Source organism: Marixanthomonas spongiae, from assembly GCF_003095375.1.
Taxonomy (GTDB): Bacteria; Bacteroidota; Bacteroidia; order Flavobacteriales; family Flavobacteriaceae; genus Marixanthomonas; species Marixanthomonas spongiae.
This window is the reverse complement of record NZ_QEHR01000002.1, coordinates 382,539-407,987: the sequence shown is the minus strand read 5'-3', so window position 1 is coordinate 407,987 and position 25,449 is coordinate 382,539. Positions and strand designations below refer to the sequence as shown.

Annotated in this window: 26 protein-coding genes; all 26 read left to right on the top strand. The window is 41.8% G+C overall.

Translation table 11 applies throughout. The features are described from left to right. The first annotated feature begins 388 nt into the window (after nt 1-388). The 26 genes from DDV96_RS04430 to DDV96_RS04305 all read left to right on the top strand — a co-directional run bounded on the left by DDV96_RS04430 (nt 389) and on the right by DDV96_RS04305 (nt 25,397). Entirely contained in the window at nt 389-1,837 is a 1,449-nt protein-coding gene (locus DDV96_RS04430) for a glyceraldehyde-3-phosphate dehydrogenase (protein ID WP_116693522.1), read from the top strand. 143 nt (nt 1,838-1,980) lie between these two features. Then, nucleotides 1,981-2,421 carry a GNAT family N-acetyltransferase gene (locus DDV96_RS04425; RefSeq protein ID WP_116693521.1) on the top strand — a complete coding sequence of 147 codons (441 nt, stop codon included), beginning with the start codon at nt 1,981-1,983 and terminating at the stop codon, nt 2,419-2,421. Nucleotides 2,422-2,538: 117 nt separating this feature from the next. Next, nucleotides 2,539-3,216 (top strand): tRNA (guanosine(37)-N1)-methyltransferase TrmD, encoded by a 678-nt coding sequence (gene trmD / locus DDV96_RS04420; RefSeq protein WP_116693520.1) that lies wholly within the window; start codon nt 2,539-2,541, stop codon nt 3,214-3,216. Nucleotides 3,217-3,474: 258 nt separating this feature from the next. Next, nucleotides 3,475-5,361 (top strand): tetratricopeptide repeat-containing sensor histidine kinase, encoded by a 1,887-nt coding sequence (locus DDV96_RS04415; RefSeq protein ID WP_116693519.1) that lies wholly within the window; start codon nt 3,475-3,477, stop codon nt 5,359-5,361. Next, nucleotides 5,361-6,110, top strand: a complete 750-nt coding sequence (locus tag DDV96_RS04410) for a LytR/AlgR family response regulator transcription factor (RefSeq protein ID WP_116693518.1) — start codon at nt 5,361-5,363, stop codon at nt 6,108-6,110. Before DDV96_RS04415 ends, DDV96_RS04410 begins: the two co-directional genes overlap by 1 nt. 195 nt (nt 6,111-6,305) lie before the next feature. Further along, a complete protein-coding gene (locus DDV96_RS04405; protein ID WP_116693517.1) occupies nt 6,306-8,384 on the top strand; it encodes a thiol-activated cytolysin family protein in 2,079 nt (692 codons plus the stop codon). A gap of 78 nt (nt 8,385-8,462) precedes the next feature. Continuing rightward, complete coding sequence (locus tag DDV96_RS04400) at nt 8,463-8,999, top strand: ester cyclase (protein ID WP_116693516.1); 537 nt, start codon at nt 8,463-8,465, stop codon at nt 8,997-8,999. 96 nt (nt 9,000-9,095) lie between these two features. Continuing rightward, nucleotides 9,096-10,028, top strand: coding sequence for an NAD-dependent epimerase/dehydratase family protein (locus DDV96_RS04395; protein WP_116693515.1), 933 nt, complete (start codon nt 9,096-9,098; stop codon nt 10,026-10,028). 52 nt (nt 10,029-10,080) lie between these two features. Continuing rightward, a complete protein-coding gene (locus DDV96_RS04390) occupies nt 10,081-11,013 on the top strand; it encodes a nuclear transport factor 2-like protein (RefSeq protein ID WP_116693514.1) in 933 nt (310 codons plus the stop codon). A gap of 213 nt (nt 11,014-11,226) precedes the next feature. Beyond that, on the top strand, nt 11,227-12,000 hold the full coding sequence (locus DDV96_RS04385) for a hypothetical protein (RefSeq protein ID WP_240607675.1): 774 nt from the start codon (nt 11,227-11,229) through the stop codon (nt 11,998-12,000). A 127-nt stretch (nt 12,001-12,127) separates the two neighbouring features. Further along, on the top strand, nt 12,128-12,463 hold the full coding sequence (locus tag DDV96_RS04380) for a hypothetical protein (protein WP_116693513.1): 336 nt from the start codon (nt 12,128-12,130) through the stop codon (nt 12,461-12,463). Between the two features lie 89 nt (nt 12,464-12,552). Continuing rightward, complete coding sequence (locus DDV96_RS04375) at nt 12,553-13,068, top strand: hypothetical protein (RefSeq protein WP_116693512.1); 516 nt, start codon at nt 12,553-12,555, stop codon at nt 13,066-13,068. Between the two features lie 20 nt (nt 13,069-13,088). Continuing rightward, a complete protein-coding gene (locus DDV96_RS04370) occupies nt 13,089-13,637 on the top strand; it encodes an acyl-CoA thioesterase (RefSeq protein WP_116693511.1) in 549 nt (182 codons plus the stop codon). Further along, entirely contained in the window at nt 13,634-14,158 is a 525-nt protein-coding gene (locus DDV96_RS04365) for a RidA family protein (RefSeq protein ID WP_116693510.1), read from the top strand. The genes DDV96_RS04370 and DDV96_RS04365 overlap by 4 nt, the downstream gene beginning before the upstream one ends. Before the next feature lie 68 nt (nt 14,159-14,226). Further along, nucleotides 14,227-14,532 carry an EthD family reductase gene (locus DDV96_RS04360; protein WP_116693509.1) on the top strand — a complete coding sequence of 102 codons (306 nt, stop codon included), beginning with the start codon at nt 14,227-14,229 and terminating at the stop codon, nt 14,530-14,532. A 108-nt stretch (nt 14,533-14,640) separates the two neighbouring features. Then, nucleotides 14,641-14,907, top strand: a complete 267-nt coding sequence (locus DDV96_RS04355) for a hypothetical protein (RefSeq protein ID WP_116693508.1) — start codon at nt 14,641-14,643, stop codon at nt 14,905-14,907. Nucleotides 14,908-15,134: 227 nt separating this feature from the next. Then, on the top strand, nt 15,135-16,415 hold the full coding sequence (locus tag DDV96_RS04350; RefSeq protein ID WP_116693507.1) for an MFS transporter: 1,281 nt from the start codon (nt 15,135-15,137) through the stop codon (nt 16,413-16,415). Nucleotides 16,416-16,510: 95 nt separating this feature from the next. Beyond that, nucleotides 16,511-17,005 (top strand): VOC family protein, encoded by a 495-nt coding sequence (locus DDV96_RS04345; RefSeq protein WP_116693506.1) that lies wholly within the window; start codon nt 16,511-16,513, stop codon nt 17,003-17,005. A gap of 76 nt (nt 17,006-17,081) precedes the next feature. Then, the gene (locus DDV96_RS04340) at nt 17,082-17,252 is read left to right on the top strand and encodes a hypothetical protein (protein WP_165805946.1); all 171 of its coding nucleotides are present in this window, start codon (nt 17,082-17,084) and stop codon (nt 17,250-17,252) included. Beyond that, on the top strand, nt 17,249-18,019 hold the full coding sequence (locus DDV96_RS04335; protein WP_116693504.1) for a DUF6090 family protein: 771 nt from the start codon (nt 17,249-17,251) through the stop codon (nt 18,017-18,019). Before DDV96_RS04340 ends, DDV96_RS04335 begins: the two co-directional genes overlap by 4 nt. Continuing rightward, the gene (locus DDV96_RS04330; protein WP_116693503.1) at nt 18,020-18,754 is read left to right on the top strand and encodes a DUF6090 family protein; all 735 of its coding nucleotides are present in this window, start codon (nt 18,020-18,022) and stop codon (nt 18,752-18,754) included. A gap of 459 nt (nt 18,755-19,213) precedes the next feature. Then, on the top strand, nt 19,214-20,383 hold the full coding sequence (locus DDV96_RS04325; protein WP_116693502.1) for an FIST signal transduction protein: 1,170 nt from the start codon (nt 19,214-19,216) through the stop codon (nt 20,381-20,383). A 107-nt stretch (nt 20,384-20,490) separates the two neighbouring features. Further along, on the top strand, nt 20,491-21,654 hold the full coding sequence (locus tag DDV96_RS04320) for an FIST signal transduction protein (protein ID WP_116693501.1): 1,164 nt from the start codon (nt 20,491-20,493) through the stop codon (nt 21,652-21,654). Between the two features lie 4 nt (nt 21,655-21,658). Beyond that, on the top strand, nt 21,659-22,819 hold the full coding sequence (locus tag DDV96_RS04315; RefSeq protein WP_116693500.1) for an FIST signal transduction protein: 1,161 nt from the start codon (nt 21,659-21,661) through the stop codon (nt 22,817-22,819). Next, nucleotides 22,816-25,029 (top strand): sensor histidine kinase, encoded by a 2,214-nt coding sequence (locus tag DDV96_RS15985; protein ID WP_240607674.1) that lies wholly within the window; start codon nt 22,816-22,818, stop codon nt 25,027-25,029. Before DDV96_RS04315 ends, DDV96_RS15985 begins: the two co-directional genes overlap by 4 nt. After that, entirely contained in the window at nt 25,026-25,397 is a 372-nt protein-coding gene (locus DDV96_RS04305) for a response regulator (RefSeq protein ID WP_116693499.1), read from the top strand. The genes DDV96_RS15985 and DDV96_RS04305 overlap by 4 nt, the downstream gene beginning before the upstream one ends. Nucleotides 25,398-25,449: the final 52 nt, after the last annotated feature.

Genomic DNA, 25,449 nt, shown 5'->3' with positions numbered 1-25,449 from the left:
TAAAACTGCTTGGCGTATGACATAGGACGAAATGTCTTTGAAAATAACAGCAACGGTTTTGCACTAAGCGACCTTAATCGCTGTTGTATTTTGACAATTAGGTATTTTTGCGGAAAAGTTAAAAAACCTCTTATAAATTTACTTTTATTGAGAGGTTTTTTTAGTTTAAGATTTTTTAGATTTTTAAATATAAATACCTGTATATCAATTTATTAACGACCAAGCATTACGTCTTATGCCTAAAAGCGAAGCGGCCGGCCCAAACGTATCATTTCGGTACGGGCGGGCCTTAAGTCTTAGTTGGATACGACTATTTTAAATTAACTACCACGAACCGAAGAAAATACCTATTTTTGTACCGATTTTTAAACCCTTAAACAACACAACCATGAGCTTTGATGAAGTTTATGAAAAAGAACTCTCTTTTCAAACCGACCGCCGAAAGGCTTCCGTAGAATTCATTAAGATAATCAGCGACCTTTGGTACGATAAATCCATCGAGTTGGTGCTGTTCCGCAACCAATTGATAGACCGCAACGTAAGTGAAATATTGAACCTTCACGAATATGCCGGCGAGTTTGTGCAAAAACCCATCTCGATTTTCGATTCGGTTGAAATAGCCCAGGCCATTAAAACCCTCGACATCCCACCCGCAAAGCTGGATATTGGGAAACTCACCTACGAGTACCACCTTGAGGAAAACCAGCATGAAAATGCCATCGCTTTTGTGAGCGATAAACTTAAAAACGCCAAGGAAAAGGAAGATATTTCACCCAAAGACGTGGTGTTGTACGGTTTTGGGCGTATTGGCCGTTTGTTGGCCCGTGAGTTGATGACCCGCACCGGCCAAGGCAGCCAGTTACGTCTGCGCGCCATTGTAATTCGTGGCAATGTGGACCAGACCATCCTCGAAAAACGCGCCTCATTGCTGCAAAACGATTCGGTACACGGCGATTTTCCAGGAACCGTTCGGGTAGATTTAGAAAACAAAGCTTTGGTAATTAACGGGACTACCGTGCATATTATTTCGGCAAACGCGCCCGAAGCTATTGATTATACCGAATATGGTATTGAAAACGCATTGATCATCGACAACACGGGAGCTTTTAGGGACGAAGAAGCCTTAGGGAGGCACTTAAAAGCAAAAGGAGCCGCAAAAGTGTTGTTGACCGCTCCGGGCAAAGGCGTACCTAACATCGTGCACGGCGTAAACCACAAGGAATACGACCCTGAAAAAGTGGATATTTTTTCGGCGGCTTCGTGTACCACAAATGCCATCACGCCAGTATTAAAAGCCGTTGAGGACTCTTTGGGCGTGGTGCATGGCCACTTGGAAACCATCCACGCCTACACCAACGACCAGAACTTGGTGGACAATATGCACAAAAAATACCGCAGGGGCCGCGCCGCTGCCTTGAATATGGTAATTACCGAAACCGGTGCCGGAAAAGCCGTTTCAAAAGCATTACCCTCGTTTGAAGGGAAATTAACCTCAAACGCTATCCGGGTTCCGGTTCCCAATGGATCGTTAGCCATCTTGAATTTAGAACTGGAAGCGAAAACCTCAAAAGACGGCATCAATTCCATCATGAAAAAATATGCCTTAGAAGGCAATTTAGTCGAACAAATCAAGTATTCCTTGAGCAATGAATTGGTATCCAGCGATATTGTTGGCTCTTCTGCTCCTTCTATCTACGATAGCAATGCAACCATCGTAACTGAAGACGGTAAAAACGCCGTATTGTACGTTTGGTATGATAATGAGTATGGATACAGCCATCAAGTAATCCGGTTAGCAAAATATATTGCTGAAGTGAGACGTTATACGTATTATTAGTGGTTTATTTTCTTCGGAAATGTAACCTTTGAAAAAACAGAATTTGAAAATGCCTGATCGGTTGATCAGGCATTTTTTTGCCTTCATAAACCCAAAAACCATTTATTTCGTGAAATTTGATTAAATTTTCAGAAAAAAGAAAAATGAAAATACTGCAAGCCAACGTGAAACACTTAGACCAGTTAATACCGCTTTTTAACGGCTACCGGATGTTCTACAAACAACCCGATGATCCCGAAAAAGCCAAAGTATTTTTAAAAGATCGTTTTGAGCAAAACGATTCGGTTATTTTTATGGCGTTCACTTCAACAGGAAAAGCCGTTGGTTTTACGCAGTTATACCCTACTTTTTCATCGGTATCAGCCCAGAAAAGGCATATTTTAAATGATTTATTTATTTTAAAGGAACACAGAGGTAACGGCTTTGGCGAAGCCTTGCTAACCCGTGCCAAACAGTTTGTGAGAGATGAAAATAGCAAGGGGCTAACCTTGGAAACCGAAACCAACAACCCTGCCCAGTATTTGTACGAACGTTTGGGCTGGAAGAAGGATGAACACCTATTTCATTATTCTTGGGAGGTATAACTTTTCATATTTTACCTATTTTTACAAATAAAATAGGCCGTCGTAACACAAAGAAGAAGTGTTGGCCCCTACAAGTGGTTTCATACCAAGCTACAAGCCCAAAAAAGAACGATTATCATGCGCATAGATATCATCACCGTGGTCCCCGAACTGTTACGAAGCCCATTTGAAGCTTCCATATTGCAACGCGCCATTGACAAAAATCTCGTTTCCGTGCATTTGCACAACCTGCGGGACTATTCCAGCAACAACTACAAGCAAATTGACGACTATCAATACGGTGGCGGCGCCGGCATGGTGATGATGATCGAGCCCATAGACAAATGCATCACCCAACTGAAGTCTGAACGCGATTACGACGAAGTGATCTATATGACCCCCGATGGCACTACCTTTACCCAAGGCATTGCCAACGAACTGTCGTTAAAAAAGAACATCATCATCCTCTGCGGGCATTACAAAGGGGTGGACCAACGGGTGCGCGACCATTTTATTACACGCGAAATTTCAGTAGGTGATTTTGTGTTGAGCGGTGGCGAACTGGGCGCGGCTTTAGTTGCCGATGCTGTAATTAGGCTTATTCCTGGGGTGTTGGGCAACGAAACCTCTGCCTTGACCGATTCGTTTCAAGATAACCTTCTCGCACCTCCTGTTTACACCCGTCCTGCAGAATACAAAGGCTGGAAAGTTCCTGGTATTCTAACTAGCGGAAACACCCCAAAAATTGAGCAATGGCGCGAAGACCAAGCACTAAAACGTACCCAAAATCTGCGTCCTGACCTTTTGGATGAATAATTTAAGTACATTTTAAGGATAGTGTTTATTACAAAATCAACTTGTAATGTTCTGTAACACAAGCAATCGATTAACTTTCAATGTGTTATAGATTTGGTGTTAACCATGGACCGCGTGCGTCGAAGTATCTTAAGTCTTAGGTCTTGTATCTTAGTCGTATACGACTGTTTTTTTATAGTTTTCTGAAATTTAATAGGTTATAGTTTCGATAGTTTTTTTAAAAAAAACTATCTTTATAAACAACCATAACCCAATTGTATGAAACTCCTGTTACTTTTCATAGTAATAGTAAGCGTTTCGTGGAGTGGTATTCCTCTATCTTCTTCCCAAACTCAAGGCGACACCATCGAGTTGTATGTCGCCAATACAACAGTACAAGTTCCCAAAATAAGCGATTCTATTTTAGAATATGATCGTTTCAAAAAAACAATAACCGCTTCAAAAAAAGCCAATAATCCCCAAAAACTGGCAGCGGCGTATATCGGTCTGGCGGCATGGCACGAAAACCACACGGTACTGGATTCTTCCATAACCTATCTTAAAAAAGCCATTGCCATTTATAAAAAACAAGGTTTAACTAAAGAGCTGGCCGAGACCTACCTTATATTAAAAACCAATTACGGCAGTAAAGCGGCTTACGATAAGGCTTCTGAAGCTGTGTACGCTGCTTTGGACCTTTACGAAAAGATGAAGGATGAAAAAGGGATAGCAAAATGCTACACCTCCATTGGCGACCTTTTTTATTATTCAAACCGGTATGCCGAAGGAGCAAAATATTGCGAAAAAGCCATCGCCATACAAGAAAAAAACGGATATGAAGAAGATTTGGCCCTTTCCTACCGCAGGCTGGCTGAAAATCAACTCTTTTTGGGCAATTTACAGCGAAGCCTGAAAAACATGAACCACGCCATAGCACAGTACAAAAAACTGGGAATTACCGACGCTCCTTTATTGGCCTGCTATAATGGCCGTGGCAACATCTATAAGTACCTTGAAGAGTACGACAAGGCCATAGCAGATTACAACCGTTGCTACGAAGGCGCAAAAAAAATTGGCTTGGAGCAATACACCGTGCCCCCAACGGCAAATATAGGCCACGTGTATTTACTGCAAGGAAACTATGCCAAAGCCCTGCCCTACAACTTAAAGGCCATAGAAATTATGAAACGTACGGGAAACACCAAAAACCTTTGGGAGAATTACATGCACGTTTCCAACATATACCGGGAATTGGGCGATTATAAAAATGCCTTGGATTATCATGAACTTTACGAACAAGGCCATTCCGATTACCTGACCACGATTACTTCCAGGATGGAGAGTGAAGCTCACGTAAAATATGAGACAGCAAAAAAAACGATTGAATTGGAAGCCCAAAAAGCAAAAATTGCCCATCAAAAAAGAATACAACTGCTCTATATTGGCCTTGCGGCATTGCTTGCCATTATGCTCTTCGGAATGTATTTTACCATTAGGAACATACGAAAAAAACGGAAAGCTCTCGCCCGTTTAAACACCGAACTCGACGCCAAGAACAAGCAAAACGAACTGCTTTTGAAAGAAATACACCACCGGGTAAAAAATAATCTGGAAATGGTAAAGAGCCTAATTTCCTTACAATCGGCCCAACTTACCGATAAAGCCAGCAAAGAAGCCATGCTCGCCAGCCAAAACCGGGTGCAAAGTATGGGGATCATTCATCAAAAACTATATCAAGGCACCGATCTCGGCTCTATTGAAATGAAAGACTATTTCATCAACTTGGGTGAAGGGGTCTTGGATACGTTCAATGCCGAAGACAAAGTAAAGATAGAATGTGCCATGGAAAAATTGAATTTAGATATCGATACCGCCGTACCCATTGGCTTGATCGTTAACGAATTGCTCACCAATGCTTTAAAATACGCCTTCCCCGGCGGCACCGAAGGAAAAATAAACATCACTTTAAAAAAGGAGGACAACGATTTAAAACTGAAAGTAACAGATAACGGCGTGGGCAAAGCTGAAGGCACCGCCCCCAAGGGAACCGGCTTTGGCTCCCAGTTGATACAATTGCTCACCCAACAGCTCAATGGGACTTTTATAGAGGAAGACACAAAAGGGACCAGTGTCTTTTTCATTTTTAAAAACTATAAAACAGCCTAATGCCGCAACCAGTAAAAATATTGATCGTTGAAGATGAAATGGTCATCGCCGCTAACATTTCCTTGCAATTGAGCGAAATGGGTTACGAGGTAACGGGCATTTTGCCCCGGGGCGAGGAAGCGTTGGTGCAAATCAAGGAACACACGCCAGACATTGTTTTGATGGACATACAGCTAAGGGGCGAACTGGACGGTGTTGAAACGGCCCATTTAATGCAGGTAGAAAACAACATCCCCATTATTTACCTTACTGCAAATGCCGACGATGCCAACTTTAACCGCGCCAAGGAAACCCATCCTTATGCATTTATCTCCAAGCCGTTTAAAAAACTCGACCTGCAACGGGCCATCGAGCTCACTATGGAACGGGTAAACTACAGAAACAATTCAGAAGAAGGTGGAAATTTCGAAAAAAAACAACACGATCCGTTTATTTTAAGCGACCGTATTTTTGTCCGGCACCAAGAGCGGATGGTAAAAATAGACATCAAGAACATTTATTACATAGAAGCAGACCGAAATTACTGCCGTATTTTTTCCAAAGACCGCGAATACCTCTTGGTTATGCCCTTAAAGGATGTCGATGAAAAACTACCTGCAAAGCACTTTTTGCGCATCCATCGGTCGTACATCATCAACCTTACCTGTGTCGATGAAATTGCCGGTACACACGTGGTCATTTCAAAAAAAGCCATTCCTATGAGCAAAGCCATGCGCATGGAACTTCTTAAGCGTTTACAGACTATATAATTCCTCTGTTCGTATTTCAAAAACCAGACTTCACAAATTTCAAATCTTACTGCTTTTTTAAAAATAGCTTCGGCAATTAAAAACATCCTTTCGGACAGAAATACACGCCGTTCGTCCTAACTCATTTGTTTTCAAGCTATTTGTATCGTTATTTCGGAAAACGATTCAATACAAACCTTATAAATCAACAGCAATATGAAAACAAGTAACACTACCTGGCCCAAAACCTTACTCCTTACCGTTTTTTTCACGGGTCTCTTGGCCTTTCAAGGTATTTCACAAAACCTTCAATATCTGGTAAGCGAGTATTCCGAAAATTATTTGATTGCCAATGCCAACGGAACGGTGACCGAAACACAAGAACCGTCAAATTGGGCCAATGCCACTTGGGAACTTGTCCAAACTGGAAACGATGGCGAAACCGTTTTAAAAAATGTAGGTACCAGCCAATACCTTCAGGCCATGGATGATGGCACCCTTAGGGTTGGTGCTAAAAATCAAGAAGGTTCCAATTGGTATAAAACCCTTTTGGAAGATACCGATGGATACACCTATATCACCCTTTGGAACGCTATTTCCCAAGGCTATCTGTATTCCGAAAACGGTGCTGTGGCCACAGCTTATTTAGAAGATGAAGCCCCAGAAACAGTTTGGATTTGCGAGCCTGCTTTTGACCAAGGTACGGTTGCCACAACAAACGGCACCCAAGGTAATTGGGATAACGAAGTCAATTCCGAAGACTTCGATAGTGGTCTTGAAAACGAAACCGGTGCTCTTGACACAAATGCAAGCGAAAACAGCCCCAACAGCAACAACCAAGGCTCAAACAACAGTGGCGGCCGTACTACGGTTCCCGTTGGAAATAGTGACGCTCAAGCCATCAATGACTATATTAGGTGGCTCAGTTACGACCCACGGGTGCTGTTGAGTGTAAACAACCAAGGCTCCATTGTGCCGGTGCAAAAGAAAACTTCGGAAGGCGGCGAAACCAAAAAAGAAGGCAACAACAGCGTGATCGTTTGCCGAAAAACAAGTTACAACCTCACTACCAATGTAGAGGATGTAGCCATCATGCGGCCCACCAATGGTATTATTTGGCCCGGTGCCCTTGTAGTGGCCAATCGTTCTTTGGCCGAAGGATTACCCACGCCCATAACTTCGGTAACCAAAGCCCCCACCCGTATTACGGTAGATCTGCCCGGTTTGGGCGATAGGGGCAGTGTGTTGGTTCAAAATCCATCAAACTCCACTATTCAAGCGGCCATTGACAATATATTGGAAACTTGGAACAACAGCCCCGATTACAAAACGCAGCCAGCCGTTTCCACTTATAAAGAGACCATGGCATATTCCAATGAGCAAGTTGCCGTGAAACTTGGTGTAAATTATTCGCAAATGGGCCTGAGCGTATCTACTGAACTGGGCGTGAGCACCAGCAACTCACGAAAAGTGTTTATCGTGATGTACAAACAGGTTTTTTATACCGTTAACTTAGACCTCCCTCCCAACCCGGCCGATTACTTTGCACCCACTGTGGGTATTGGCGATATACAAAGCGCCATGAATGAGACCGCGCCTCCGGGCTATGTGCAAAGTGTAAGCTATGGCAGGATATTGATGTTCCGTATGGAAACCAGTGCCAGCACCAAAGACATTGACGTAAAAGGCGCATTTGAATATACCACAGGAGCTCAAAGCGTAGGCGTAGAAGCAGAAACACAGTATAAACAAATTCTCGAAAACTCAAATATAAGTGTCATTACCCTTGGGGGTGACGCGCGAGCAGCCTCTGAGCCGGTAAGTGCGAAAAATGCTGGTGACCTTGCAAAGTACATTCAAGGCGACAATGCGGTGTATTCCCGCAATAATCCCGGGGTTCCCATTTCGTATACGGTTCGTTTTTTAAAAGACCATACCGTGGCAAAAATGGGCCTTACCACCGATTATTCAAAAGAAGAATGCGAAGAGTTCCCCAACCTGTACGTAAAACTGAACCATGCGGGAGCTTATGTAGCCAAGTTTTTCTTAGACTATACCGTAGAAGGGCAACCCAAGAAATGGGAATCTGGCGAAAAAACCGCTGGATGGACCCAAACTGTAAACCTTCCCTACAATGCAAAGAATATTCGGCTTAATGCGGTAGCTGCAACTGGGTTGGTCTGGGATCCTTGGGGCGAGATCATAAAAAAGACCCTTAACGGAAACGATGTAAATAAATGTTATAAAGTGGTCGGGACTACGCTGAATAGAAATTTCGACAATAATTGCAATTAGGTAATCAACCAACCTGCAAGCTACCGGATGAAAAAGGGTATTAAAACCTTGTGGGTTTCTAATTTAAACAACTGAATTATGAGAAAGATACTTCTACTGGGGCTTGCAATAGTCTTTATCACAAGCTGCGAAAGCAATATGAAACAACGTTATACGCAGCAATCACCCGAAATTGAAACGTATAAACAAGTAATCGATGCTTATGAAAACCAAGATTGGGACGCCTTGACGAGCCATTATGCCGATACGGCCAAGATTATGTACAACAAGCAGGAAAAAGATGGCATGACCAAAAAACAACTGTTGAAAATGCACAAAGAAGATGCAGAAGCCTTCAATAGTTGGGAGTTCTTAAATGGCGAATCGGAGTACGAAATGGTCGTGACCGACCGAGGGGAAACTTGGGTAAACTTTTGGGGCATCTGGAAGGGCGACTTTAAGCCCACTCAAAAGACCTATACCATTCCGGCACATTATACAGCCCGATTTGTAGATGGCAAGATTGTAAAGGAATTTGGCTATTGGGACCTTTCAGCACTCTTGATGGACTTACAGCAGATAGAACAGCAGAAAGAACTAGCAAAGAATAAAGAGTCAGATCTTGAAGCTCAATAGCAAAGCCAGACCTCAAGGTTTCCAGAAATCTTTAAGGGCTTTGAAAAACGACGATAGAATATTAATTAAAGATACCTGCATTTGCGGGCGAAGGATATGAAAACAATAGGAATAATAGGCGGTGCGGGCTTTATAGGAAGCTACGTTACCAAAAAATTTTTGGAAGAAGGCTTTAACGTAAAAGTCTCGGTAACCGATATAAAAAAGAGTGAAAAATACCAACATCTTTTCAACCTTACCAACTCGGACAACCTGAACATTAATCCGTTACAGGTAGAAAACTTGGAGGCATTGAACGATTTTATTAGCGATTGTGAAATTGTGATCCATGGAGGTACTCCTTTTCAACTGGATGTAGACGATCCGCAAAAAGAGCTTTTTGACCCCACCATAAAAGGCACGGAAAATTTCCTGAAAGCCATTGTGGATGCACCCTTGATCGAAAAAGTGGTCTTTATTGCTTCGGTTGCGGCCTGGAACACCAATTTCCCATTGCCCTCGTATGGCAAGACCGTCACCGATACTTTTGATGAAACCGACAAAAAATTCATCAGCCAAGAAAGCCATCCATACGCACAGGCCAAGTTTATCGCCAACCAAACCGTTGATGATTTTATAGCAAAACATTCAGACCTCAATTTTGAAATCTGTTCCGTATCGCCCGTCATGGTCATGGGCAAATCGTTGAGCAATCGGGAGGATTCTACATCTACGGGAATTCAGTTTTTGTTCAAAAACAAAATAGCCCCCAATCCATTCATCCAGATGTTCTATGATGAAGATGTACCCATGGCTATTGTGGATGTGGACGATGTTGCCAACTCAATTTATAAAGCCGCGACAACTTCTGGCCTACACGGAAAAAACTACCTGTTGAGCAGCGAAACCTATCCGGTTTCAGATGTGAGCTTAATGCTAAACCATCAAGCCCCAAAAAACAAAGCCACTATAATCTACGGAAATAGGATGGCGCAAAAAGACTTGGGGATGAAATTCAAACCCGTTCAAGAAACCTTAAACAGTTATTAAAACTAAACTCACAGCTCACAAATTATAATAGTAACCAAATAAATTCAATACAATGAAAACAACAATAATCTCGGCAATGATGCTTATAGCCTTCATTTGCACAGCACAGAAAAAGAATGGAACCGTTTATATTGAACATCCTGCCATAGATGCGGTAAACCAATTTGTAGCAGCTTCGGTAGCCGGCGATCGTTCAAAAATGGCAAGCTATCTAACCAACGACTTTAAAGCCTATAACGGCACTACGGACAGACTGAGCGACAAGGGAAGGGACAAAGAAGCTTTTTTGGACAACCAAATGATCTATCACGACCGCTTGGATTATTATGCCATAGAGCCCTTTCCAGGCTCTTATCCAGACGCCATTGAATATAAAAAAGACAACCCAAATGACGAAGTCTGGGTACAGAGGTGGGATATGCTGAAAGGCGTAGATAAAGAAACGGGCGTAAAGATAGATGCCGCTTCGCACAGGCTTTATACCCTCACCAAAGACCAAAAAATAAAAAGGCTCATTTTTTACAACAACGGAAGCGTCATTGACGAAATCCGATCCAGTTTTGCCGATAGGACCAACGGAAAACTCTACAACCATCACGAAAACATCAATACGGTACGAAAACTAATGTACGCCATCGAGAACGATGACTGGGACAAAGCATACGGTTTTTATGCAGGAGACGCACGGTTCATAGATTCCAGCTCTCCCGAGTTTAAGAGTATTTCCTTAGAGGAACAAAAAATCCTCGACAAACAAATATTGGACAAGTTTGAGGTTGCCAGCATTGATATAGTGGGCTATCCAGACTATTTACATTACGAAATGGGCGATGCCCGGGTGGTGCAGTCGTGGTGGAACATCAACTTTGTGCGTAAATCGGATAAAAAAGCGATTACCGTCCCCATACACTACCAGATGTACTTTGACGAAGACGGAAAAATAACTTCGGAAACCGCTTATTACAACCCAAAATTGTTGGATTGAAAAATGACTCAAGGCTCTTAAAGGGGAGATAAAGACGAAGTTGAAGTTGAAGTTGAAGTTGAAAACCATGTACAATTGACAGGTTAACAATTAGGTCTTACGTCCTACACCCTATAGCCTTAAATCAAAAAAAAAAAGCTCCCCAGTTTTTAAACTATACTAAATTAATACTAATCCGTTTCCGCCCGTGGCGAAAACACAAAATCAAACATTATGAAAAAGTTAATCTTTTCCTTGCTTTTATTACCGCTCTTGACAATAGGGCAAAACAGTACCGAGTACGGTGTATTTGAAAATGACCTCTTAATACCCAATCCCACACAAATAAGCCAATTTGAAAAGGGAATCACAGCTCACAATAAAAAATACCACAGCGAAGCGCCTCATGGCGTTCGCGTGTACTGGATAACCAACGGACCCCGTACCGGAAGCTACGTTTGGGTTATGGGCCCATTTCCATGGAGCTCCATGGACAATGGTCCCGCACAAAAAGAAGGGCATGATGCCGATTGGCGTAACAACGTATCCCCATACCTTATGCCAGGTAGCGGATTCGAGAGTTCATATTGGAAATTCAATGCAGACCTCTCGCGTTTTCCGAGAGACTTTACCATAAAAAACATGGCTGTGGACACTTGGGACATTAAACGAGGCAAATACAAAGAAGCCATGGCCCTGGTAAAAAAAGTCCACGATGTGTACACGGCAAAATCGCCGGACGACACCTTCGGAATTTATACCAACGAATTTCCCAGCACCAAGGAAGGAAGGGATTTGGCCGTTATTTCGTTTTTCGACAAATCGGCCTGGTTGGGCGAAGACCATAGCATCGCCAAAAAATATGACGAAATGAACGGTGCGGGCAGCTGGGATCAATTTTTAAAAAATTGGATGAACGTGACCAATGGTGGCGAAACAGAAATTTGGATGTACCGCCCAGACCTTAGTGGCATCAGTGGCGATGTAAAAGTTTCTGAAAGACAGTAATTAATAGTCTTTAAATGTCAGTTCGAGCGCAGTCGAGAACTCCAATACAAAATCGATAACCTATAAGATTTCGACTACGCTCAACCAGACATGAATTCAATAGCTATCATCGTAAAGTGAAAAAATCATGAAACCCGAACAAAACCACTGGACCAAAGAAGAACTTAAAACGTACATTCTCCTACTCTGTGCCAAAGCAGACCATGTGGAAGCCGAAGAAGAACTTAATTTAATAAAATCCAAAACTTCCGCTGAAACATTCGATAAAATGTACCAAGAGTTTTGCAAAGATGATGAAGATAAAAGCCTTGAAAAAATACAAGATGCCATTGCATACCTTGATTACTCAAACCAAGAACTGGCAAAACTTAAAATGGACATACAACAAGTGTTTTCAACAGATAACACTATAGTAATGAAAGAACGTAACATGGGATGGATTTTGGATAATATTCTCTATTGAAACTGAAATTGAAGTTGAAATCGAAACTGAAATTGAAACAAATTAAACATCACGCTCATAACTCATAGCTCAATAAAACATATAAAATTATGAAACCAAAAATACATATCCTGATTTTTCTTCTGTTGTTGGCAACCGTTTCGATATTAGCCCAGAACCCGGATCCTCACGGAACGGAGGAGTCTGCAATTACCGGGATGCTACCTTCGGAATTTATTCAAGAAAAATCAGATCCCAGTAAAATAATTTATAAAACAGGAAATCCAGCCGATTGGCCTGACAATCTGGATGCCACGATCGCCGCACCCAACAACCACAAAATTTTATTGGAAAACGATAAAGTGCGGGTCATGGAGGTAATACTGCAGCCTAATGAAATTGAGCCCTTACACCACCATCGTTGGCCAAGTGTTCTCTATATTCAAGAAGCTGGTAATTTTACGGATTCTGATGAGGAAGGAAACATCATTTTTGATTCGCGAAAACTGCCGGAACCTTTAATCTTTCCCTTAACTATGTTTAAAGAGCCTGAAGCACCACATTCGGTTGTAAATCTAAGCAACACCAAAACTATAAGGCTTATTCGGGTTGAGATGAAACAATAAAAATATTACATACCATAAAAATGATCTATTACTGGCTACATCTTATATACCTGTACATTGGCGCCCGATTTTTTTGGAGCAAAGTAGACATAACATCCAATCAAGTTAATCACCGGCGGGTAAGTCTATTTGACTGTGATGCCTTAAAATATATGGCCAATTCAAGATATTTCTACTATATGGATTTTATCCGTTTCGAAAAATTGTTCCGCTCAAAACTCTATGAAAATTCATTTAAAAAAGGGATGTACCCTGTTTTTGGGGCTCAAAAAATTATTTATAAAAAACCGTTAAAGAGATGGACAGCATTTACCGTAACATTAATGCTCGAAGGCTGGGACGAAAAATGGTACTACCATAAGCATATTTTCAGTAATAAAAATGGAATATGTGCTATTGGATATACCAAAGCAGCATTTTGGAAAAACCATAAATTACAAGATTTGGCACCCATATTCAAAAACTGTGGTATGACCGAAACGGAAAAGAAAATACCCTCTGAAATAGTCCATCTTTTTGAAAATGACCAACAGCTTTTAAAACATAAAATCAAAAACAATTCAAAATGAAAACAACAACAAAATTCACAATATCCGCGCTTGCTTTAATGGCAATATTTTCATTTTCGAGCTGCAACGAAAAAACCAAAGCAGAAACAAGTGTTATAAAACCTGAACCTATTGAAACTGCGGTTGTAGATGAAACTCCAGACTATTTTCTATTACGCCCCGAAGTAGAGAAAGCCTACGGTTATACCCACGCCGTAAAAATTGGTAACGATATAAAAATCTCTGGTGCCGTAAGTATGGACGATGAAGGCAATCCTACTGCCGTGGGAGATATTGAACAACAAATGAAAAACTGCTATGCAGATTTGGAAAAAATCCTAAAACACTACGGCTGCACTTTTGACGATGTGGTGGTGGAAAATGTTTTTACCACCAATATGCCCAAGTTTCTGGAAGTAGCAGCTTACCGATCAGAAATCTATAAAAACCACTTCCCTACCGGGTCGTGGCTTGGGGTAAAGGAATTGGCATTGCCCGAATTTATGATTGAAATTGAAATGGAAGTACATAAGAAAGAGTAGGTAGCAGTTAACCCTCCGACTCCGCTCAGGACAAGTAGGGAAAATAAAATAACAGTAAAACAAAAACCATGATTAAACTAACAGTCCTCTATGGACATCCAACAGACATTGCCGCATTCGAAGATCACTACACCAATACCCACTTGCCCAAAGCGGGAAAGATGAAAGGGCATACAAAGCTCGAACTCACCAAGTTCACGAGCGCACCGGACGGTTTAAAACCTGCGTATTATCGCATGGCGGAATTTTGGTTTTCCAGTCCGGAGGCCATGCAACAGACCATGGGTTCGCCAGAGAGACAGGCCACAGCGGCAGACCTAAGCAATTTTGCAACCGGTGGCGCAACGCTCTTGGTGGGGACTGTGGAGGAATGAGTGTCTTGAAACACCTTGCGTTTAAGCAACGAGGATTCAGGTTTTAAAAAATAATGGAGGAGCCAAAAACCATATAGAGTAGGCACTAACAATTTAAATCACAATACAATGACAACAGTAGTAGGACGCCACAAAGTAGGCGATTTTAGCACTTGGCTCAAAGGCCATCAAGACAGGGTAGATGCATTTGCACCCGCTGTTTCCAGTTTTAAGACATTTCAGGACACGGACGATCCCAATTCCATAGTATTGGTACTTGAAGTTACTGACATGGAAAAATTCAAGCACATTTTAGAAGACAACAGCAGTCTTGAATTACAGAAAAAACATACCGTAATCAGGCCGATCACCGTGTCGGCACAAGTAGATGTATAGCAATGGATTTTTATTGTCAGGACTTCTTTTTTCAATGCTATTTTAAAAGGTGTCCTTGGCAATTAAACGGAATTCAAAAATAGCAGTAAAGCCTTGCTCTTTTCCTTTCATTAAGAATTGGATTTAGAAAGAAAGTCGAAGATTTTTAATAATTATAACTAAGCAAAATGACAAAACCTTGCAAAATACATTCGCCACCAAGTTTATAGAATAAATAGAAAAATAATATGGGATCACAAAAAACAAAAATCAGATTAGGCCGCAATTTAACTGATAACGCCTTAACGCGATACATTACCTTTTCGGCACTCTACACCGCTCAGGGTATCCCGGAAGGCATTACCTTTTTTGCAATCCCCGCTTGGTTGGCGATGAATGGGAAATCGCCTTTGGAAATAGCCGCATTTGTTGGTGTTATCGGTATTCCTTGGAGTTTCAAAATCTTGATTGCTCCTTTGATGGACCGTTTCACTTTCTTGGCCATGGGCCGAAAAAGACCCTGGGTCATCTTCGGGCAGTTGGGTTTGATAATTAGTTTTCTATGTATCGGGTTGGTTCCCGATCCACTAAACAACCTTTCCGCTTTGATGGTTGCGGGTTTTTTCATCAGTTTTTTTGGCGCATTTCAAGATGTGGCAACCGACGGAATGGCGGTAGATGTAATCCCCGAAAACGAACAGGCCCGGGCCAATGGCCTAATGTGGGGCACCAAAACAATTGGTATTTCAGCGTCTTTGGTTATTGGCACTTGGCTTATAAATACCGTGGGTTTTTCAACGGCTATTTCCTCCCTTTCCATTGCAGTGGCAACCATCATGTTTTTTCCTATTTATTTTAGAGAACGATCTGGCGAAAAATTAATGCCGTGGACACCGGGCGCCGCATCACCAGATTCCAAACAAACACAATTGAAAAGTTGGAAACATATTTTTAAATGCCTCTACAGGGTTTTACGCTTAAAATCGAGCTGGGTGTTTGCCATTGGGGTTTTTACCGTAGGGTTAATGTTCGGGCTTATAGATACACTTTTGCCCATTTTCAGTATCCAGGAATTGGGATGGACAAACTCTTATTTTTCCAATGTTTTTTCAATTACCACGGTGGTCGGTGGTTTTCTGGGGATGTTTATTGGCGGCTATTTGGTGGATTACTTCGGAAAAATCAAGATGCTATCGATCTATTTAATTTTCATAATAATTCTTATAGCCATATTTGCCTTCCTTACCAATTTATGGAGCCAGAATATTGTTGTTTATGCCTTTCCTCTCCTATTACACGCTGTACACTTTTTTATGTATTGCGGTTTTCGCATCGGCCATGCAATTGTGCTGGAAAACCGTTGCCGCCACACAATTTACCCTTTATATGGCACTTTCAAATATGGGCCGTTCCGCCGGCGCTGCTATGTTGGGAGTATTAAAAACCAATTTTACCTGGGAAACCGTCTTCCTTATTATTGCCATCACCCCGGCCATCATGGTGGTTCTTATCCAACTTATAAATTTTAAGAAACACCGAAAAACGGTAGAAAGCTTCGTTGTCTTAAAACAAACCTTAGTGGCACCCGCTGTAATTAAAGACTGATTAAAAACACTCAACCAAAATGAAAAACTCAAAATCAACTCGAAATCCATTTTGTTTTTTACTAATTGTAATAAGTATTGGATTTGTTTCCTGCAAGCAAACCCCAAAGGATGAAAATTTAGAATCCACCTCAACTAATAAACCGTTCGCCTTGTATAATCATTCGACATTTGTGGTCAAAAATGTAGATTCAAGTGTCGCATTTTATCATTACGTTTTTGAATTTGACACCATTCATTTTCCATTTCCTTACAGAGAAAACATTAGAGCAAAATGGATGTCAACCGGAAATGGAGGAGAATTGCATCTGGGTCATTTCATAGGGGATACCACTACATATTCCTATCCCGCACACATTGGATTTACGGTATCATCTATGGATACAGTTTTATCAAGGCTAAAAAGGTTAAACTACAAGCTGCCCGAAATGGAAAATATGCCAAATGGAGAAAAGACCATTCATATTACAGATATTGACGGGAATAATATTCACATAATTGAACGGAAACCATAAAACCAGTGTGCAATGAGCTGAAGTTAAGTTAATTGCCAATCAAATGAAAAAGTTCTTTAGAAATATTAGGAAAAATATGTTGAAAGAAGGCAAAACCGACAACTATCTAAAATACGCCATCGGCGAAATCATTTTGATTATCATTCAAAAATATTACCTAAATTTAAAAACCATCACATACTGTTCCCCTCCTAAGAGGGGAACACAGATTGCCCATCCGAGGAGGGGAAAAGATTTCGATTTATGATTAAAATTTTTAGAAATATTCGCAGAAAGCACCTTTCCAATAGCCGTTTTGGCAAATACCTCCTATATGCCATCGGCGAAATCATCCTCGTGGTTATTGGTATTTTGATTGCGTTAAGCATTAACAATACCAATGAAGCCAACAAAACAAGGGCAAAGGAACTGCATTATCTCGAAAACATTAAAACCGATTTGATGCTGAACAATGAAACGATAGACAATTTCATCGAAAAAAGAAAAACCCAGATTCAATCGGCCAATACGGTTTTGGAATATTATGAAGGAAAGCCCTTGACCGATCTGGCAGATTTTAGCCGGAACTGCCTAAATGTATATATCTGGCATAAATTCTATCAAAACAACAACACCTTCTTGGAGCTTACCAATTCGGGCAATCTGGCATTGCTTTCCAACGATTCCATCAAAAACGGCTTATTAAACCTAGATGCAATGTATAAGGAATTAAAGGGCGAAGAAGAACATTACCGGTTTGATACCGAATTGCTGCTCTATGAACCCAGTTTCCGGATTTTGGACATCAACCCCGTTACCAAAAAATACCTGTATGATAGCAGCAACGGCCAAGCTGGGGAAGATCTGGAACTGCCCCGAAAAGATTTTGAAACCTTGCTAAAGGACATCAAGCACAAAAACGGGTTTGTAATGGCCGTGTATGAATTTACGGTTATGAACGGGCAGTTGGAAGGGATGAAAGAAAAATCCAACAAACTTATTCGGTTAATTGATGCTGAATTAAAAAAGGATTAAATGCTAAAACTTTTCCGAAATATTCGTAAAAAACAGCTAGCCGATAGCCGTTTTGGTAAGTACCTACTCTACGCCATTGGCGAAATAATCCTCGTGGTCATTGGTATTTTGATTGCTTTGAGCATCAACAACTGGAACGAAAACCGAAAATCAAACGCTGAGTTGCAGCTCATCCATCAAAACCTGATTCAGGAATTTGAGGCCAACCGCGATGCGCTGCAGGAAGTATTGGGAGCCATTGCATATACCAAAAACGGGAGTTTGGAAAATTTGGCGCTAATCGGTTCAAACGAACCAATGCCTTCCGAAGCCGAACTCAATAAAATGATTGAAAAATCGCTGTTCTTCCCCACATGGAAACCGAGCAATTTTACCTTAAACGAACTAAAAAACACCGGAAAATTATCCCTTCTGAAAAACAACACTTTAAAAGAACTGCTCTTCAAATGGGAAACCCAGATTGAAATCATAGAAGAATGGAACCGAAGGGTAGAAAAAAGCTCGCAGGACATTGTGGACTATTTAAAAATCAATGGCTCCCTGCGTAATCTCAATCACAAACGCATTGGTACCGATACGTCTAAACTGGAAATCAGCAATATATCTTTGTTCAACGACAAAATATTTGAAAATTTATTGGATGAAAAAGCTTTGTATTCGCAATTTATGGAACATAACTTCCAAGATGCGAATGTGATGATTGAGGAAATTTTAAAAGAAACCAACAAGCAATAATTATAAAGTGAAAATCAAGCTACTATTCATCGGCTTACTCGCAACGCTTCAATTAAACGCTACACAGAAGTCTCTGTGCCTTTGTGGTAAAATCAACCAATTATAACAAACACAATTTACTTTCTAATCATTTCAGCAGGACTACTATTTGGTTGTGTCGAAAAATAACAAACTGCAAAAACCCAAACCGATTGCAATTCAAATTATTTCGAATATTAAAATAGTACCGGCAAGCACCTCAACCATCCTATAATACAGCTTCGGTAACAATTTCAGCCCCTTCGGAAGGTTTTAAAACGGCTTTGTCCAAAACCGTTCTGCTTTTTTGTCCAGATTGATTAGCTTGAATTATCAAGCGATATTTATATGGATATTTTCATTATCTTTAACATACTCCTCATCAGCACCTTATCTCCTTTTACCCCATTGAACGTTGCTTGGTTTTAAAAGAACCCATATATGAAAGCGAAATCAATAAAAGGAAAATCCACTGGGGCAATTGCAAACGCCTTGGAAAAAAGTATTGCGGAAGATTTTACGCCTACCCTGGCCATCGTCTTTTCTTCAAAGGCTCAGAATATAGGAGCAATTGGCACATTGCTCGATTCAAAAAACATCGAAGTTTTCGGCATTACCACCAATGGCGAATTCATTGACGAACAAACCGAAAAAGGCTCCGTCGCCATCCTGTTGTTGGATACGAACAAGGATTTTTTCCAAATTTATTTTGAAGAATTCACCCAAAAAGAATACAGGAAAACCGCAATGGCCCTTGCCCAAAAAGCCAAGGAAAAATTTAAGGCACCGGCTTTTCTTATGGGAATCAGCAATCCCGAAACCGATGGCGAGGAAATATTACGGGGTTTTGAAACTGTTATCGGCAAACAGGTCAACGCCTTTGGTGCAGGGGCCGGCGATGATTATGCCTTTACGGAAACCTTCGTTTTTACCAACGGCACCATAAGCAACAAAGGCATTGTATGCCTAGTGTTCGATGAAGAAAAAATAACGCTCAAAGGCATTGCCACCTGTGGTTGGAAAGCCGTCGGCACCGAAAAAACCGTGACAAAAAGCGAGGGAAACCACGTGTACGCAATAGAAAATGAGCCTGCGCTGGACATTACCGTTAAATATGGCGGACTCGAAAACGTAACCCCAAACAGCAAAGACCTGCTAATGGAGCTTGCGGCCAATTTCCCCTTACAACTGCAAAGGGAAAAAGGGGATCCCATTATGCGTCCACCTCTGGTGGTAGATTGGAGTGACCGTTCCTTTTTTACCAGTGGTTCCGTGCCACAGGGTGCCAAGGTGCGTTTTTCGGTGCCACCCGATTGGGATGTGATGAACAAGGTAGTAACAGGCGTCCAAAACCTAAAAGAAACCGAAATGCCCGAGGCCGATGCCCTGGTCGTATTCAGTTGCGCTGGAAGAATCCTGTCCTTTGGCCCATTAATGACACAAGAACTGGAAGGCGTAAAAAAAGTCTGGAACGTCCCTATGGCGGGCATGTTCAGTAATGCGGAACTGGGCCGCGCCACGGGCGGCAACCTGGAAATGCACAATTTGACCACATGTTGTGTGGCTTTAAAGGAAAAAGCCCCATCTCCCTCCGCAAAAGGGAGGAATTAAAAAAGCTCCTCCCCTTTTTTCAAGGGGAGAGCCTGTACCGAACTTAATTCGGTATGCCGAAGGCGGAGGAATTAACGGAGGGGTTACATTTTTAACAACAAAGTAGTATGAAAGCAATAGCAATCAAGGGAAAATCAACCAAGGACATTGAAGCCTCCCTGGCACAATGTATGGCCGATGGGTTTGTCCCCAACTTGGCCATTGTTTTCACTTCCATAAAACAAGACTGGCAAGCGGTCAGTGCTGTATTAAATCAAAGAAATATTACAATTTTTGGCGCCACAACAGCGGGCGAATTTATAGACGGCGACATTCAAGAGGGCAGCATCGCCCTAATGCTGCTCGATATAGACCCGGCCTATTTTACATTGAAATTCCTCGAAACAAGCCCAGAAACTTCCTTAGAAACAGCAAAAAAATTAGGCCATACAGCAAAGAATACCTTTACCAATCCTGCCCTTATCATTGCCACAGGAGGAATATTTATAGACGGCGAACAAATTGTGGAAGGTATTTTAAAAGGATTCGGAAAATCTACTGCTTCAAACGGAAGGGAAATAACCCTATTTGGCGGCATGGCCGGGGATGACCTAATTGCCGAAAAACCTTTGGTATTCACCAATGGAAAAAACAAGGACAACGCCCTAATAGCCCTTATTATTGATAAAGACAAGATAGATGTTCGCGGCATTGCCAGCTGTGGCTGGAAGGCCGTCGGCACCACAAAGACCGTTACCAAGAGCGAAGGAAATATTGTTTATACCATAGACGACAAACCGGCTTTGGATATGCTGATGAAATACCTTGGCGTGGAGGTAAAGCAGGAAGACAATAAGGACATCGTGGCATTTCTAAACTCATGGTATTATCCGTTACAATTGGAACGTGAAAATGGCGACACCGTAATCCGCGCCGCCCGATTTGCCAACAGTGAAGATCGTTCGCTTATCTGTACCGGAGGCGTGCCCCAAGGCGCAAAGATCAAGTTTTCATTACCGCCGGATTTTGATGCCATTGAGACCGTTGTTTCAGAATGTGAGAGCATTAAGGACGATGCCCAGCAACGGGCCGATGCCTTGGTTATGTTTTCGTGCGTAAGCCGGCATTTATCGTTTGGCGCTTTAATGACAGAGGAAATTGAGCAGGTGCAAAATCTTTGGAATGCGCCAATGGTAGGCTTTTTTACGTATGGCGAATATGGAAAATCAAAAATTGGCACCAACGAATTTCACAACAATGCGTGTTGTGTGGTGGCACTAAAAGAAAAATAATAATATGAAAGCAAAATCAATACACAGTTCATCTGTCGCTGACATCCAAAAAACTTTGGACCAAGTTGTTGATAGTAAATTTAAACCAACCTTGGCCATCATTTTCATGTCCATTAAGCATGATAGAAAAGCGATTTGCGAATTAATGGATTCTAAGAACATTGATGTTTTTGGTGCAACTTCTTGTGGCGAGTTTACCAACTACCATCAAACCGAAGGGGAAATTGCCATGTTACTTTTAGACTTATCAAAAGAACATTACAAAATACTTTTTGAAAACATAAGGGATAAAAACTTGGAAGAAACCGTTTCAAACTTGACCCGTGCTACCTTAAATTATTTCAGCAATCCATCTTGTATTCTTTGCAGTACTGGAATGACTGTGGAGGGTGAATATTTTGACGGTGAGCCTTTCATTAATAGTATTAACGAGGGTTTTGGTCCGGATCGAACATACTTCGGCGGAATGGCCGGTGACGACTGGACGTTTTCGGGATCCTTCGTATTTACCAATCAAAAAGAAACCGATTTGGGGATGACCGCACTTGTTCTCGATGCAGATAAGGTTTCACTAAAGGGAATGGCCATCACTGGATGGAAACCGATGGGTATTTCCAGAAAGGTAACCAAGAGCAAAGACAAACTGCTCTATACCATTGACGGCAAACCTGCAGTAGAAATGTACTATAAATATCTTGGTCAAGCCGATAAGCTGGGAGATGAAAGTTTTGACATGTTTAAAGACCTATCCATCCACTACCCTTTTATTGTAAAAAGAGCCACGGGCGGAACTGTATTGCGGAGTCCGTTTCGCATTGATCAGTCAGAGCAGGCGCTTGAAATGGACACAGAAATACCGGAAGGAACGGAATTTTGGTTTACAATGCCACCAGATTTTGATATTGCCGAAGAAATCACTGATCGAGCGAGTGAACTTAAAGATGAAAATGGTACCGATGCCGATGCCCTACTTATATTTTCATGTGCTGGCAGGCCACCGGTTTTAGGACCGCTGGTTTCTGTTGAAAATAAAGGTTTGGCCGATGTGTGGAATGCCCCTATGGCAGGCTTCTTTACGTATGGGGAATATGGAAGAAGCCCTGGAGGTAAACAGGAATATCATTCTGGTGCCTGCTGTTGGGTAGCCTTAAAAGAAAAAGCATGAACCAGCACCTTCAAAAAATACTGGATTTTATAGCGCAATCGGAAAAAATTTCCGAAGAGGAAAAAACGGCCCTGGTCCAAGCAGCAAAGGATGCCGACCGCGCCCTGACCATTTCAGAATTTAAACTGGAGCGCACCGAAAAGGTAAAGCGTACCACGGCTATTCTTCTAGAAGAAACCATCGAGGAACTGGAACAAAAACGGAAGGCCATTGAAGCCCAAAACAGGGAACTTGAGATTGAAACTGCTCTCGAAAAAGTGCGCACCGTAGCGCTCAGCCTGAGCAAATCCGACGATATGCTCGATATTGCCAAGGCCTTATACGAGCAATTGTTGCAGCTTGGATTTACCGATATCCGCAACGCCCTTATTGACATAAACAACGAAAAATCAGAAACATTTACCGACTACGATTATTCCGAACTTATGGGCGGCACCGTAACGCAAATGACCTATAAGGACGACCCTACACTCAAGGAGCAGGTTCAGGATATCGCCAAAACCACCGATGGCTATTCCGAAATGGTGCTCGAGGGACAACAATTGCAGGACCTCATCGAGATGCGCAGGCGAAACGGCGAAGCAGATGACCCACGGCTGAATGCTGCCACAAGTGTTTCGTATATACTTTACGCTTTTGGAAATGGCGCCATTGGCATCTCCAACTTCGGGAAGCTCAACAAAGACCAAAAGGCCATTCTGGACCGCTTTAGAAACGTGTTCACCTTTGCTTATAACCGGTATAGCGAATTGGCCAAGGCCGAGGCTCAAATGCGCGAGATCCAGCTGGAAGCAGCCCTAGAAAAGGTACGCTCTGTGGCTCTTATCATGCAAAAACCCGATGATATGCTGGCGGTGGCCCAGGTACTTTATGAACAATTGCAGGAGCTGGGGTTTACCGATATCCGAAACGCCATTATCGATGTGCACAATGACGACGATGAAACCTTTTGGGATTACGATTATTCCGAAGAAATGTCCGGTAGCATCACGCTTTTATCTTACAAAAACGATCCCGCCCTAGAGAAACAATACCGAAAAATAATAGCCACTACCAACGGTTTTTATGAAGAAATAATCAAAGGAAAGGATTTAAAGGAATATGCCAAGATGCGCATCCGTAATGGCGAGAAGGACGATCCGCGGTTGTGGAACATCGACCTGCTTTCTTACTATCTCTATTCTTTTGGCAATGGGGTCATTGGCATATCCAATTTTGGCCTCCTTACCGAAAAGCAAAAAGACATCCTTTCCCGTTTCCGGAATGTGTTCACCTTTGCTTACAAGCGGTATCAGGACCTGAAACAGGCAGCATTGGATTTCAAAAATCTTGAAAAAGCAAAGAAAAGTGCCGAAAAAGCACTGAGCGAGCTACAAGAAACGCAAGAACAATTAATCCAATCTGAAAAAATGGCGAGTCTGGGGGAGCTTACCGCAGGGATTGCCCACGAAATTCAAAACCCACTGAACTTCGTCAATAACTTTAGTGAAGTAAGCCAAGAGCTAATCGACGAAATAGATGAAGAAATAGCAAATGGCGATATGAATGAAGTAAAGCTATTGTTGACCGATATTAAACAAAATTTAGAAAAAATAAACCACCACGGAAAACGTGCGGACGGTATTGTAAAAGGCATGTTGCAACATAGCCGTAAAAGTACTGCAGAAAAAGAACCCACAGACATTAACAAGCTAGCGGATGAATACTTACGCTTAGCTTATCACGGGCTTCGAGCAAAGGACAAGAGCTTCAACGCCACCCTTGAAACCAATTTTGACGAAACAATTGAAAAAGTAAACGTAATTCCGCAGGATATCGGCAGGGTACTATTGAACCTGATAACCAATGCCTTTTATGCCTGTGCTGAGCGCAGTCGAAGTGCCTGTAATGAGAAGAAAAAATCAGATAAGGAAATTGACTATCGACCTACAGTTTCAATTTGCACTATGCAAAACTCCCCCCTTAAGGGGGGCAAGGGGGGTATAACCATTTCAGTAAAGGACAACGGCAACGGTATTCCCAAACACGTTGTAGATAAAATATTTCAGCCTTTTTTTACTACTAAACCCACCGGGCAAGGAACAGGTTTGGGATTGAGTATGAGCTATGACATTATAACCAAAGGCCATGGAGGCGAACTTAAAGTATCAACACAAGAAAATAAAGGAACAACATTCACAATTATAATCCCTAAACCACAAGCACAATGAAAATTTTAGTAGTAGACGATGAACAAGACATAAAAACCCTTTTTCTGCAACGCTTCCGAAAAGAAATAAGAAAGGGGCTTATGGATTTTGAGTTTGCTTTTTCAGGCGAAGAAGCCCTCGCCTATTTAAATCAAAACGAACAGGAAGCCGTATTGATTTTAAGCGACATCAATATGCCGGGAATGAGCGGGTTGGAATTGTTGGAACATATTAAACAAAAGTTTCGTAAACCGCCTCCAGTAGTGATGATGATAACAGCTTATGGAGATGACGAAAACTTTAACACGGCCCAAAGGCTTGGAGCAGACGACTTCTTGACCAAACCTGTGGATTTTAACGTTTTAAAAGAGAAGTTAATGCAGCAATGATGAAAAGCCGAAGGTGAAAGGCAAATGACCAAATAAAAATATGAACACTGAA